The sequence below is a fragment of the Desulfosarcina sp. genome (genome assembly GCF_055467485.1).
On the sequence record NZ_JBUOIV010000023.1, the window covers coordinates 1 to 14,368 of the forward strand.

At 58.8% G+C, this 14,368-nt stretch carries 9 protein-coding genes; 1 reads left to right on the forward strand and 8 read right to left on the reverse strand.

Annotated features, from left to right (window positions below; translation table 11 throughout):
* The 4 genes from nifJ to ACZCED_RS12500 form a co-directional block, all read right to left on the reverse strand.
* A partial coding sequence (gene nifJ, locus ACZCED_RS12485) for a pyruvate:ferredoxin (flavodoxin) oxidoreductase (protein ID WP_464860909.1) occupies positions 1-3,045 on the reverse strand: 3,045 nt, incomplete at its 3' end.
* 190 nt (positions 3,046-3,235) lie between these two features.
* Entirely contained in the window at positions 3,236-4,447 is a 1,212-nt protein-coding gene (locus ACZCED_RS12490) for an MFS transporter (protein WP_464860910.1), read from the reverse strand.
* 16 nt (positions 4,448-4,463) lie between these two features.
* Positions 4,464-6,350, reverse strand: coding sequence for a GNAT family N-acetyltransferase (locus tag ACZCED_RS12495; RefSeq protein ID WP_464860911.1), 1,887 nt, complete (start codon positions 6,348-6,350; stop codon positions 4,464-4,466).
* Between the two features lie 118 nt (positions 6,351-6,468).
* The gene (locus ACZCED_RS12500) at positions 6,469-8,619 is read right to left on the reverse strand and encodes an acetate--CoA ligase family protein (RefSeq protein WP_464860912.1); all 2,151 of its coding nucleotides are present in this window, start codon (positions 8,617-8,619) and stop codon (positions 6,469-6,471) included.
* A gap of 587 nt (positions 8,620-9,206) precedes the next feature.
* On the opposite strand from ACZCED_RS12500, the gene ACZCED_RS12505 reads away from it, so the two are divergent.
* Entirely contained in the window at positions 9,207-9,917 is a 711-nt protein-coding gene (locus ACZCED_RS12505; protein ID WP_462972002.1) for a FadR/GntR family transcriptional regulator, read from the forward strand.
* A 141-nt stretch (positions 9,918-10,058) separates the two neighbouring features.
* On the opposite strand, the gene ACZCED_RS12510 is transcribed toward ACZCED_RS12505, so the two are convergent.
* The 4 genes from ACZCED_RS12510 to ACZCED_RS12525 form a co-directional block, all read right to left on the reverse strand.
* A complete protein-coding gene (locus ACZCED_RS12510; protein ID WP_462972001.1) occupies positions 10,059-11,669 on the reverse strand; it encodes a fumarate hydratase in 1,611 nt (536 codons plus the stop codon).
* Between the two features lie 154 nt (positions 11,670-11,823).
* Complete coding sequence (locus tag ACZCED_RS12515; protein WP_462972000.1) at positions 11,824-12,714, reverse strand: acyltransferase; 891 nt, start codon at positions 12,712-12,714, stop codon at positions 11,824-11,826.
* A 145-nt stretch (positions 12,715-12,859) separates the two neighbouring features.
* Positions 12,860-13,684, reverse strand: a complete 825-nt coding sequence (locus ACZCED_RS12520; protein ID WP_462971999.1) for a 4Fe-4S binding protein — start codon at positions 13,682-13,684, stop codon at positions 12,860-12,862.
* Positions 13,685-13,848: 164 nt separating this feature from the next.
* Positions 13,849-14,331 carry a hypothetical protein gene (locus ACZCED_RS12525; protein ID WP_464860913.1) on the reverse strand — a complete coding sequence of 161 codons (483 nt, stop codon included), beginning with the start codon at positions 14,329-14,331 and terminating at the stop codon, positions 13,849-13,851.
* Positions 14,332-14,368: the final 37 nt, after the last annotated feature.

A 14,368-nucleotide genomic window follows, 5' to 3' on the forward strand; every position in this document is an offset into this window, starting at 1 on the left:
GGATGCGGCAAACTTGGCGATGGAGCCGGTGGGCGTGGCCTTGGAGCTCTGACCGCCGGTGTTCGAGTATACCTCGGTGTCGTAAACGATGACGTTGATGTCTTCCCCGGTGGCCAGGACATGGTCGATGCCGCCGAAAGAGATGTCGTAGGCCGACCCGTCACCCACGAAAATCCAGTAGGAGCGCTTGGTGAAATATGAACCCAGCCGGTCGATCCGATCCAGCAGGGAATTGCCCGAATAGGCGAAGAGCATCTCCCGGATCTGGTCTCCGTAGCGTTTGGAGCCGTCGGCGTCCTTCATGTTGTCCAGCCAGCCCTTCATGGCCGCTTTCAGGTTGTCGTCGAGATCCGTCTCCACGGCCTCGGCGACCAGGTCGGCCAGCAACTGGCGCTGCTGCAACTGACCGAGAAACATGCCGTAGGTGAATTCCGCCGGGTCTTCGAACAGGGAGTTGCCCCAGGTGGGGCCGCAGCCGTCTTCGTTGACGCAGTAGGGAATCGAGGGTGCGCTGCCGCCCCAGATGGAGGAGCAACCGGTGGCGTTGCCGATGACCATGCGCTCGCCGAACATCTGGGTGAGCAGTTTGGCGTAGGGCGTCTCACCGCAACCGGAACAGGCGCCGGAGAACTCCAGCAGGGGCTGGTAGAACTGGCTGCCCTTGACCGTGTTGCGGGCCACCAACCCTTCGCGGACCGGCAGGCTGGAGGCGTAGCGCTGGTTGGGCACCTGCATTTGGGTCTGGGTGTCTAAAGGCTTCATGACCAGGGCCGGTTTCTTGGCCGGGCAGATGTCCGCACAGTTGCCGCAGCCCATGCAGTCTTCGGTGAAGACCTGGATGCGGAACTTATATTCCTTGAGCTCCTTGCCCAGGGCCTTCTTGGCCTCGAAACTCCCGGGGGCGGCTTTCAACTCGTCATCGGTGACCAGCACCGGACGGATGGCCGCGTGGGGACAGACCATGGCGCACTGGTTGCACTGGATGCAGTTGTCCATGACCCATTCCGGCACGTTGATGGCCACACCGCGCTTTTCATACTGGGTGGTGCCCACCGGGAAAATACCGTCCGGCGAAAAGGCGCTCACCGGCAGCTTGTCGCCCTGCTGGGCCAGCATGGGCTTCATCACCTCGGTGACCCACTCGGGTTCGTCGCTGGCGACGGCCGCCGCCAGACCGGCATCGGCCCAGGCCGTCGGGTATTTTACCTCCACCAGGTGATCCAGGCTCTTGTCCACCGCCTGGTTGTTCATGTTGACGATCTTGTCGCCCTTCATGCCGAACATCTTTTTGATCTGGTCCTTGAGGTAGGCGATGGCGTCGTCCACGGGGATCACGTTGGCCGCCTTGAAGAAGGCGGTCTGCATGATCATGTTGATGCGTCCGCCCAGGCCCACCTCACCGGCAATTTTGACGGCGTCGATGTTGAAGAACTTGAGCTTTTTGCGGGCGATGGTCCGGCGCATGGCCACCGGCAGCCGCGCTTCCATCTCCTCGATGCTCCAGGGACTGTTGAGCATGAAGGTCCCGCCGACCTTGATGCCTTCGAGTACGTCGTAAATGTTGACGTAGGCCGGGTTGTGGCAGGCGATGTAGTCGGCACTGTCGATCAGGTAGGTGGACTTGATCGGCGTCTTGCCGAAACGCAGATGGGAGATGGTCACGCCGCCCGATTTTTTCGAGTCGTAGGCGAAATACGCCTGGGCGTACATGTCGGTGTTGTCGCCGATGATTTTGATGGCACTCTTGTTGGCGCCGACGGTGCCGTCGGCCCCCAAACCCCAGAACTTGCACTGGACCGTGCCTTCCGGCGCCACGTCCAGACCGGTCTCCACATCCAGGCTGGTGTGGGTGACGTCGTCGGTGATGCCGACGGTGAAGTGGTTCCTGGGCGCCATGCCATTCATGTTGTCGAACACGGCCTTGACCATAGAGGGGGTGAACTCCTTGGAGCCCAGCCCATAGCGGCCGTTGACGATAGAGGGCATTTCTCCCTGCTCCATGAAGGCCGTGCACACGTCCTGGTAAAGCGGGTCACCCAGGGCGCCGGGTTCCTTGGTGCGGTCGAGAACGGTGATCCGGGCGGCCGTGGCCGGAAGGACCGACAACAGGTGCTTGGCGGAAAAGGGGCGGAACAGGCGCACCTTGACCAGGCCGACGGACTCGCCGCGAGCGTTGAGGTGATCGACCACCTCCTCGATGGTCTCACAGGAAGATCCCATGGAGACGATGACGCGATCGGCATTGGGGTCACCCACGTAATCGAACAGGTTGTATTTGCGGCCGGTAAGTGCGGAGACTTTTCTCATGTAGTCGGCAACGGTGTCCGGCACTTCCTGGTAGTAGACGTTGGCCGCTTCGCGCCCCTGGAAGTAGATGTCCGGGTTCTGGGCGGTGCCGCGCAGTTCGGGGGATTCCGGATTGACTGCACGGGCGCGGAAGTTCTCCAATGCTTCCATGTTGATCAGTTTTTTCATGTCCGCGTAGTCGATGGTTTCGATCTTCTGAATCTCGTGGGAGGTCCGGAAACCGTCGAAGAAGTGCAGGAACGGCACGCTGGAATCGATGGCGGCCAGGTGGGCGACCAGCCCCAAATCCATGACTTCCTGGACCGAGGCGGAGGCCAGCATGGCAAAACCGGTTTGGCGGACGGCCATGACGTCCTGGTGGTCGCCGAAGATGGACAGCGCATGGGCGGCGATGGCCCGGGCGGTGACATGCAGGACACCGGGAAGCAGTTCACCGGACATCTTGTACATGTTCGGGATCATCAGCAGCAGGCCCTGGCTGGCGGTGTAGCTCGAGGTCAATGCGCCGGCGGCCAGGGAGCCGTGGACGGCGGCCGCGGCTCCGGCTTCGCTTTGCAGCTGGCGCACCAGCAAGGTCTGGCCGAAGACGTTCTTGCGGCCGTTGGCCGCCCACTCATCGCAGATTTCGCCGATGGGGGAGGAAGGGGTGATGGGATAGATGGCGGCCACCTCGCTCATGGCATAGGCCACGTGCGCGGCTGCGGTGTTCCCGTCGATGGTTTTCATTTGCTTTGCCATAACTGCTCCTTGTAACGGGTTAAAGATGGGAAATCGACTCTGCGGCGACCGGTCTCAGGGGAACTGCCGCAGAAAACCAGTGTTTCATAGCCGAGAAGGGATCTGCGAAAATTGCTTTCGCATCGGTAACGTTGTCTTTTCTATTGCCAAAGAAATTATTTAAATCACATTGAATCCGACTTGACAAGAATTAATTGGCCTGGGCTGGGTTGTTGGCAACAATTTGATTTAATTTGTAATTTGATTCGTCGCAGTTTGCCAGGGAGACGCCCATGCCAAGGGCGATGGCACCGCAGGCCAACAGGCCACCGATTCCCCACAAGACCGGGGAGAAGCTTCCCGTCCGATCGAAGGCCATCCCGCCCACGATGGGGGACAAAGCGGCCGGGATGTTGGCCGAAAACAGCCAGCCGTATATCTGACCAAGCCGCTCGCCGCCCCACCGTTCAGCTGCTGCGGAGGCATAAAGGACAAGAATACCGCCGTAATTGAAGCCGGCAAGGCTGGCAAACGCCAACAGACCGGCATCGGAACGCAGGATGAGGCCGTGTGAGAGCAGCAGTGCCGCCTGAAGCAGCAGGTTGAATTGAAGGATCAGGGTCGAACGGCCGCGGTCGAAAAGCCATCCCCAGGTGATGCGGCCGGCTGCGTTGGCCAGGGCAAAGGCGGCAACAGCCTTCACTCCCGCCTGGACGCCGGTGCCGGCATAGAGCTCCTTCATATTGGCATTGACGGCAAATCCCGCGGCAAGGCCGGCGAACATGGCCAGGTAAAGAAAAACGAATGACCGATCCCTGAGTACGCCGGTCAGGGGCAGCTTCCGTTGAACGGCCCCAGCGCAGCCCGGCGGGTTTTCCATCACCGATCCGGCCAGGGCAACCAGCAGCATGAACAATATCCCCAGCAGGCCGAAGGTGGCAAAGGGGCTCATGCCAATGGTTTCCATGAGGGTCCCTGCCGCGTGGCTGACCAAGGCGGCGCCGCCGCCGAAACCGGCCACCGCCACGCCGGTTACCAGCCCTTTTTGACGGGGAAACCAGCGTACACAGGTGGCAATGGGAACGATGTAGGCAAACCCCACACCGATCCCGGCCATCAGACCGATCCCCAGAATCGTGAATGCAAAATGAAAGCGACCCATCGACGCGAGCATCCAGCCGCCGCCGAAGAGCAGACCGCCGACCACCGCGCAGCGACGTGGGCCGATTTTTGGCAGCAGGGTGCCGGTCACGATCATCGTGGCCGGAAATGCGAAATAGAACATCGAGAAGGGAAGCTGAGCCGTGCCCTGAAGGATGGCGGTGACCTGCTTGAGCGGCAGCACGAAGACCGACCAGGCATAGGTGGCGCCCAGGCACATCTGCATGACGACGGCGGCAGCCAGAATCCGATAACGTTTCACAGCCGGAGCCTTTCTTCTATCGAGAGGTTTCCGCCATTTCGTCAAACCGGCATTTGAGAATCAGCGAATCGCCGTCAAAGGCAGTTTTGACTTTATAGGGAAGGGTCTTGAAGAGGGCGACCATGGCTTTGTTCTGGGGGGAGGTATAGGCCACCAGTCCGGAAATACCGTTTTCGCGGGCTGCCCTGGCCAGTTTGCGGATGAACAGCTTTCCCAGTCCCTTGCCCTGGTATTCCTTGGATATGGAAAATGCCACCTCGGCAGTATTGCTGTCCAAAAGCAGCAGGTATTCGCCCACTCCTACCACCTTGCCGAAGCCGAATTCGCCCACCACGGCCACCAGGGTAAGATCCTTGATGTAGTCGATCTGTGAGCGTGTTTCCACATCGCTGCGGTCAAAACTGAGTTTCTCATGAAAAAAGCGCAGCTGCACGTCCTTTTTGTCCAGGCTGTAATAGTGCTCCTGAATCCGGCGCTCGTCCACCGGTTTTGACGGCCGGATGGTGATCTCCTCGCCGTCCCGCACGATCGTCTCTTCCAGGTGAATGGGATAGATGCCTTTGGTGGCCTCGCCAAGCCGGCGTTCGCTGCCGATCAGCTTGGCTTCCTTGGCGGCGCTGAACAGCTGGTCCCGATGGTCGGGGTGGGCGATACCGATTAAAGCTAGCACCCGTTCCTGAAGGCTTTTGCCGAAGAGGTTTACTGCGCCGTATTCGGTGACGACGTAGTGAACGTCTCCCCGGGGAACGACCACGGCAGTGCTGTTCAAGGCCGGAACGATATTGCTGCGCTCGCCATTCTGGGAGGTGGAGTAGAGCATGAGAATGGATTTTCCCCCCTTGGACCGTTTGGCGCCCCTGACAAAATCGGGGATGCCGGAAACGCCGGCGAAAAAGGTGTGCTCGGAGGCCTCGGCCGCCACCTGGCCGGTGAGGTCGATGGTGTGGGCCACGTTCATGGAAATCATGCGGTTGTGCTGGGCGATGACAAAGGGGTCGTTGACGTAGTCCGACGGCCGGAAGTCAACCCCCGGATTGTCGTGGAGAAACTCATACAGGTTCTGGCTGCCGATGGCGCAGGAAGCTACCAGCTTGCCTTCATTGAGCCCTTTCTTGCGGTTGGTCATCACTCCCGAGGCATACAGGTGCATCACGTCATCGGTAATGTACTGGGAGTGAAATCCCAGATCGTTCTTGTCGGCCAGGGCCTTGACTGTTGCCTGGGAGGCGGCGTCCAGTCCGATCTGGAGCGTGGATCCGTCATCCACGAAGCGGGCGATGTGCTTGCCGATCCATTCGGCCGCGCCGGATCGCTTGCGCAGGTTGATGGACAAAATGGGTTCTTCGTGTTCGACCAGCACATGGACGTTGTTGACGTGAATGAAGCTCTGTCCCATGGTGCGGGGCATTTTGGGGTTCACCTGGGCGATCACCAGGTCGGCGCTCTGGGCGGCTGCCAAGGTTACGTCCACGGACACGCCCAGGCTCATCCAGCCGAAATCGTCGGGCGGCGACACCTGGATCAGGGCCACGTGAATGGGCAGTTTCCGTGAGAGGAACAGACCGGGCACCTCGGACATGTTGATGGGCGTAATGAAACGCATGTAACGGGCGATGGCTTCCGTGTCCGCCGATCCCAGATAGATAGTCCGAATGTTGAGGCTGTGGTCACGGGTCTTGTCGGCGATTTCGGACAAAGAGGTGGTCTCGCGGCTCATCAGTCGGATGACTTCCAGGCCGCTGATCTTGACGGCGGCAGCCGACAGGGCGCGGACCAGCGCCTGGGGTTCTCCGCTGGCGCTGCCGATGAATACCCGTGTGCCGGGGCGGATCATGGCGATGGCCGCCTCGGCGGTTCGCTGTCTTTCCACATAACTGTCAGCCCAGTATAATGACCGTGTCATTGCCTGCCTCCTTCGTTGGGGTGGATGGTCCGGACGGGCCCGGTCGTTCATGCGCTTATAAACCGATCTGGATTCCAGCGCAATTGGGGCGCGGTCGCTGTCGCGGTCCCATCGCCGCCTATTGCGGCTTTTCGAGAATGAACCGGCAATCCGCCACGGTGACGCCTTGGCCCTCGGGGTGGACCAGCAGCGGGTTGATGTCCAGCTCCTTGATCTCCGGGTGGTCCTTCACCAGGTCGGACAGCCCAACCAGCATTCGTTCGATGATTCCGATATCGGCCTTCGGCGCTCCGCGGTATCCGGAAAGCAGCTTGTGTCCCTTGATGCTGCGAACCATGTTCCGCGCGCCATTGCGCGTCAGCGGGGCCAGCCGGAAGGCCACGTCCTGGAACACTTCCACGAAAATGCCGCCGATCCCGAACATGATCAACGGGCCGAAAATGGGGTAGCGCGTCATGCCCAGAATCACCTCGTGGCCCTTGGGGGCCAGTCGCTGAATCAGCACCCCTTTGATCTGGGCGTCCGGGTTGAATTGTTTCGCATTGGCCACAATGCTGGAATAGGCGGCGGTCACCGCCCCGCGGCTGTCGGGCCCCACAATGACTCCGCCGGCGTCGGACTTGTGGATGATCTGGGGTGATACGATTTTCATCACCACGGGATAGCCCATCCTGTCGGCTGCATCCCCTGCCTCGTCCGCGCTGGCGGCCAGCACCGTGGGGAGCACGTTGAAGCCGTAGCAGCCCAGCAGTTCGGTGCCGCCGATTTCCCCCATGTGGGTGTTGCCCTGATTCATGGCGTCGGCAATGATTTCACGGGCACGCGTTTTGTCGTGCCTGACGGTGAAGGGCGCCAGCTGCTGGCGGTTGAGCCAGCGGGAATAGCGGTAAAGGGCCCCGAAGGTCTTGGCCGCGCTCTCGGGGAATCGATACACGGGAACGCCGCTTTCCTGCAGGTGTTTCACGCCGGCGGACACGTCGATAATACCCATGAAGCAGCACAGGATCGGTTTGTGGGAACGCCTGGCAATGCGTACGATGGCCTCGGCCGTGCCGATGGCGTTGGTCATGCTCTGGGGGGTGAGGATAACCAGGGCGCCGTCCACGCCTTCGTCCTTGATGACCGCGGAAAGGGCATTTTCGTACCGGTCCTGAGTCGCGTCGCCGATGACGTCCACCGGGTTGTTCACATTGGCGGTCAAGGGCAGGTGGCTTTTGAGCACCTCAATGGTGTCCGGGCTGAATCGGGCCAGCTCCAGACCCGAAGAGACGGTCATGTCCGTGGCGACGATGCCCGGCCCACCGGCATTGGTAACGATGGCGACGCGGTTGCCTAAAGGCACTTTGCGCCGCATTTTGCCCAGGGCGCTTTCATTTTTATAGGCAAAAGCAATCCCGAAATCGAACAATTCGTTGATCGAGTCGACGCGGATGATGCCGCTCTGGGTAAATATGGCATCGTAAACCGCTTCGCTGCCTGCCAGCGACCCGGTGTGGGATGCGGCCGCCTGGGCGCCGGCATGGGTTCGGCCGGATTTGATGGCCAGCACCGGGGTGGGCCGGTCGCCGCCGGTGATCTCTTTGACCGCCTCGATGAACTCCGGCCCCCGTTGCAGCTCTTCGATATAGAGCATGATCACCTCGGTTTGCGGGTCGGCGTGAAAATAGCGCAGCAGATCCAGTTCATCCACATCGGCCTTGTTGCCGATGGATACGAATTTGGAGAACCCGAAATCTTTGTCGGCGGCAAAATCCAGCACCGCCGTGCACAGCGCCCCGCTCTGGGAGATGAAGGAGATATTGCCGGCCGTGGGCATACGGGCCGAAAAGCTGGCATTGAGCCGGATATCGGCGTTGGGATTGATCACCCCCAGGCAGTTGGGACCGACAACCCTTATCCCGGCTGTGCGGCACATGGCCACGATCCGTCGTTCGATCTCATGACCTTCGCCGCCGACTTCCTTGAATCCGGCGGAGACAATGACAATGGCCTTGACCCCCTTGGCGATCGCGTGCTCGATGGCCGTTTCCGCATGGACCGGGGGCAAGATGATGATGGCCAGGTCGATGGGGTCCGGAATATCCTGAATGTCCGGATAGGCGCGCACGCTGGCGATGGATTTGGATGTGGGGTTTACCGGGTAAAGGGTGCCGGTAAAGCCTCCTCTCAAAATGTTGACAAAGATATCGTGACCGACTTTTCCCGGACTGCTGGAGGCACCGACCACCGCCACGGATGACGGATTGAATAGCGCATCAAGACCTTCCATATATTCACACCTGCCTGCAAACGGGTTAGAAATTAAAAAAGGGATCGCGCCGGTTACAGGCCAAACGCACATCCCGATTCAATCGGCAATCATTTTTAAAACCGGCTGCGGTCATGTCTGGGCAGCCGCTTCAATTTACCTTTACCTGCTTTTTCAGGATCGATGCAACTCCCTTTTTGGCATTCATTGATCATCAGTGCTGAGCCATGAGGAATTCCGCACCTATTTAGGGGGTCGCAGTCACCTGAGGGACCATGTGTTCGGAAATGACCGGTTTCTGGTGGACCAGGTACCAGGTTTTAAATTGGTTGTACCATTAATATCGAGGGGAGGTGTCCACTGTCAAGCACAAAGCATCGAAGACCTTGAATTAACAATCCCTGCATGCTATTGTGTGTAAAATGAAGATTGTCGCTTCACGGGAAGACGGCATGCCCACCAGCCAAGGATAATTTGGTTAGACCATTGCCTCACTAGATTGACCCGTTGCAGACCTCTTCATGGCCATTGATTCCCGGCCCGCAGCAGGCTGATGTTCATTTGACGCGCATACCCTCATTCAATCCAACTGGAGTTTAACTTCGATCATGCCACCCAAACTTAAACCCATCAGGCCCAAGCGCATCTCCGACCAGGTGTTCGACCAGTTGCGGGAACTGATTTTCCGCGGTGAATTCAAAGCCGGCGAGAAAATCCTCACCGAGCGGGAACTCGCCGAGGCCTTCGGTGTCAGCCGCACCTCGGTTAGGGATGCCATCAACAAGCTGGTTGTCATGGGTCTGCTGGACCAGAAGCAGGGGCAGGGCACCTTTGTCCGATCGCCGGAATCCAAAGAGAAAAGTCTTCTGGCCACGATGGTGGAGAGTCAGGATGCCTCCATCGCCGACCTCCTGGAAGTCCGCATGGGACTGGAATGCAATGCCGCAGCCATGGCGGCCAGCAGGGCAGTGGAAAAGGATTTTCAGTTCATGGAGAAAAGCATCGAGGAGATGCAAAAGGAGGTCAAATCCGGGAGACTGGGCACGGAAGCCGATGCCTCCTTCCACATGGCCATCGCCTATGCAACGAACAATCCCCTCCAGGTCTTCATTATGAAGAACTTTTACGATTTTCTGTTCACCGGCATCAAGGTCAACCTGGAGGGCCTGTATAAAATACCGGGCAACATCGATACCATTTTGGAACAGCACACCCGGATTTACCAGGCCATCCGGGGGGGCGATCCGGACGCGGCCTTCCGAGCCATGAAACAACACATCGATTTTGTATATGATTTTTTTGAAGGGCAGGGGAGCTAGGGTTAGGGGGTCAAGGTTCAGCGTTTACAATCCGTTCGATCAGTCGGGCGAATATGGCAGCGGCAATCGTCGTTGGCAACCAAGGGGCCGTTTTTCAGCGGCCCCTTTTTTAGACTTGGTTTACCGACATAGGATTGATATTTATCCGAGCAGCTTTTCAAAGAAGTCATTCCCCTTGTCGTCCACCAGAATGAACGCCGGGAAATTTTTTACAGTGATCAGGTAAACCGCCTCCATGCCCAGTTCGGGGTATTCAAGCACCTCCACCGACGTGATGCACTCCTTGCCCAGGCGCGCGGCCGGCCCGCCGATGGAGCCCAGGTAGAACCCGCCGTATTTTTTACAGGACGCCGTCACCCCCTTGGAGCGGTTGCCCTTGGCCAGCATAACCATGGAAGCGCCCTGGGCCTGGAAGATCGGCACATAGGAATCCATGCGGCCGGCGGTGGTGGGTCCGAATGAACCGGACGGATAGCCGGCGGGCGTTTTGGCCGGCCCGGCGTAGTAAATGATGTGATCTTTCAGGTATTGGGGCAGACCCTGGCCACTGTCCAGGCGTTCCTTGAGCTTGGCATGGGCGATATCCCGGCCCACGATGATCTTGCCGGACAGGTTGAGGCGGGTGGCCACCGGATATCGGGTCAGAATGGCCCGGATGTCGTCCATGGGCTGGTCTAGATCGATGGCCACGGCATTATCGTCGGCGCTTCGTGGCTCGGGCAGAAAGCGCGCGGGATCGGTTTCCAGCTGTTCCAGGAAGATGCCCTCGGCGGTGATCTTGGCCTTGATGTTGCGGTCCGCGCTGCAGCTGACGCCGATGCCGATGGGGCAGGAGGCCCCGTGGCGCGGCAGGCGGACCACGCGAATGTCGTGGCAGAAGTACTTGCCGCCGAACTGGGCGCCGATGCCCAATTCCTGCGCCCTTACCAGGAGCGCTTCTTCCAGTTCCCGGTCCCGGAAACCATGGCCGGTCTGGCTGCCGGCAGTGGGCAGACTGTCCAGGTAGCCGGCCGAGGCCAGCTTCACCGTTTTCAGGTTGAACTCCGCCGACGTGCCCCCCACGACGAACGCCAGGTGGTAGGGCGGACAGGCGGCGGTTCCCAGTGTCTTCATTTTGGCCGTCAGAAAATCAACCAAGGTGCCCGGGTTGAGCACCGCCTTGGTTTCCTGAAACAGGTAGGTTTTGTTGGCCGAGCCGCCGCCTTTGGCAATGAACAGGAATTTATAGGCATCACCGCCGGTTGCGTATATCTCAACCTGGGCAGGCAGGTTGCACCCGGTGTTCTTCTCTTCATACATGGTCAGCGGTGCGTTCTGGGAATAGCGCAGATTGGTTCGGGTGTAGGCGTTGAACACACCTTTGGAAAGCGCTTTTTCATCGCTGAAGCCCGTCCACACCTGCTGACCCTTTTTCCCCATAATGATGGCGGTGCCGGTGTCCTGGCACATGGGAAATTCCATGTCGGCGGCGATCACGGCATTCTTGAGCATTTCCAGGGCCACGTATCGGTCGTTGGCCGAGCTCTCCGGATCATTGACGATTTTCTCAAGCTGGGCCAGGTGGGCCGGCCGCAGCAGGTGGGAAACATCCTTGAAGGCCGATTCGGCCAGCAACTCCAGCCCTTCAGGCGCGACCTTCAGCACGTTCTGCCCCTCGAACCGGGCGGTGGAGACGTGATCGGCCGTCAGCAGCCGGTATCGGGTGTCGTCCTCGCCCAGGGGCAGCAGCTCTTCATACCTGAATTCAACCATGATTTATCTCCTTATCCGCTTGGGGGTATGGGATATGACATTTGGCAGGGAGGTAAACTCAAGGACCCGCATCCCTGACATACTGGAAAAGATAGAAGGGGGTAAACTTAATGGGTGGCGTTGGATATTGTCAAGGCGTTTCGTGGAATGGGTATCAGCGGGCCAGCATGCGAGCCAGGTCACGATCCTTTTCCTGCCACAAGCTGTTGAGCCAGTCCTGGAATCCCCGTTTGAATTGCGGGTCCTGGAGGTAGTCCCCCATCATTTCGCCGTCGATGGGCAGGGTTTTGACCCTGACTTTGATCTCCTTGACGCGCCCGCAGACAAAATCCCAGAACGTGGCCGCACCCTGGGGATAGGCGATGGTTACGTCCACGATATGCTGAAGCTTGTCGCCCATGGCTGCCAGCACGAAAGCCATGCCGCCGGCCTTGGTGCGCAGCAGGTGCGTGTAGGGCGATCGCTGGCGGGAGTGCTTTTCCCGCGTGAACCGCGTACCTTCAACAAAGTTCATTACCGACACGGGAATATTCCTGAATTTATCGCAGGCCCGCTTGGTGATCTCCAGGTCTTTGCCGATCAGGTGGGGGTTCTTTTTGAGAAATTGCCTGGAGTAGCGCTTCATGAAAGGGAAGTCCAGCGCCCACCAGGCCTGTCCCAGAAACGGGAACCAGAACAGCTCTTTTTTCAGGAAAAACTTCAGGAAGGGGATCTTGCGGTAGAAAATAGTCTGGAGCACCAGGATGTCCACCCAGGACTGGTGGTTGGCCACCACCATGTACCAGCCTTTGGGGTTGAGATTGTCCAGGCCGCGTACATCCCATCGGATGCCGTTAAACAGCTTCTGGTTCAGGTTGTTCACCGCGATCCAGCCATTGGCGATGGCGGTCAGGATCCTGCGGCAACCGGTCTGGATCGGCTTGACGGGGAGCAGCAGTTTGAACAACGCCACGATAAAAATGGGAATACAGCAGACTACCGTATTAACGGTGTAGAACAGAAGCGAAAGTACGCCGCGTATCCCGTGAAATAACGATTTAAGCATAAGCATCCTTCAGTCCCGGCTCATAAAAAAAATCTCTGGATGTTCTTTTTAATTAAAATGAGCGGTGGTGACAAGAAGGACGCAAAGGCTTGACAAAAGTTTTACATTGATCGATCGCACCCATGTTTCAGACGGATTCCGTCGGTCAGTCTCGACCGGCGGTCCCAACCGGACAAGCCGTCTCGCATGCCCGGCAGTACTTGACTCTTTTTCCCACTTCCGCCTGCCCTATTAGGTCAACGGCCTCGGCATTGGCGATATCGATTTCCATTTGCCGGTTGCATTGTAACCGGTCGTATACCCCGGACCGTCCGGGAAGTTCACCCATGCCATATTCCTCGGCCGTATAGGCAGCCGTGGAAAAAGCTTGCTGGGGACAGGCGCTTCTGCAGGGCATGGGGCAGTTGCGGCAGGGATCGAAATCAATCGGACCGGCGGAAGGAAGGTCGGTGTCGATCAGCATGACCCGCAATCGCTGACGGGGTCCGTACGAAGGGGTAACCAGCAGATTGTTTTTTCCGATGCAGCCGAGTCCGGCGATCACGGCGCTGTCTTTCATGTACACGGCGCCATGCTCGATGTGATACGGCAGCCTGAAGGTTCGGATGTTGAGCGTCTGTTCAAGGTATTCGGCCAGTTTTTTTACCACCGACATGAGCAATCGGTTGCCCGCCGTGTTGCCGGGGCCAGGGCCGCTGACCCACCAGTCCAGTTCCGGATGTTCGGGTGGGTGGGCGATTGCAATCACGATGGCAGACCTCGCGCCTTCCGGCCATCGAACCACGCCCCGTTTGCGTCCTTTTACGGACATCGTCCCCACACCGTTGAACGCAGGCATGCGTTCACTCATCCGGTGCGACGGTGACGGCTTGATATCCGACACATTGGCAACGCCGGCAAGGTCTGCTCCGAAAGATTTGGATCGCTGGATGATTTCCCGGCTCAGGCGCGCCGCTGTCATACCGGCCATGATGACTCCTCGGATGTGTATGCATTCAGTTAACAAAAGGGTTTGGACCAGCCATATTCCCCGCGGACAGACGGGTGACCCTGCCATCGCTGCATGACCCTGAAGACCGTTTGTCCTGTCGGGTGTCAGCCCATTGGTTTCAGATGCCACCGGTAAAAGGGCGGTCAGTTGCCGAACATGGGACCGGATGGCCCCAGGTGGCAGGAGTAGCAGCCGAACCCCCGGCGGGTCAGGATGCTGAAGGGCTTTTTGCCGAGCGCATCGGCCATCAGGGGCACCAGGCGGTCCAGTTTCAGTCGAGTGGTGTCCGGATGCTTTTCAAATTCAGGCCCCAACAACAATTCCCCGCTGAGCCGGGGCAGGTGGGGGGTCGGCATCTGGAAATTCCCGGTTTTGGGCCCCTGGCCGTGACACAGGCTGCAGTCCACGCTGGCAAATCGTTCGGGGCGCCAGGTCTTGAACAGTTCAGCCGCGCGGGGCAACACCTCGCTTTTCATGTGGGCCTTGCGCTGGTCCACACTCATTTCGGCCCAGGTCAGGCGTTTGCCCTCGAGGCCGACAGGGCCCACGCGTTTGGGATAACATCCCCAGACGATCAGCACGGCAAGGGCCATGCATACACCAGGTCGCCAATTCGCCTCAATCATATTTTCTCCTTTGAAAAGGGTGAGGTGAAAAACTGAG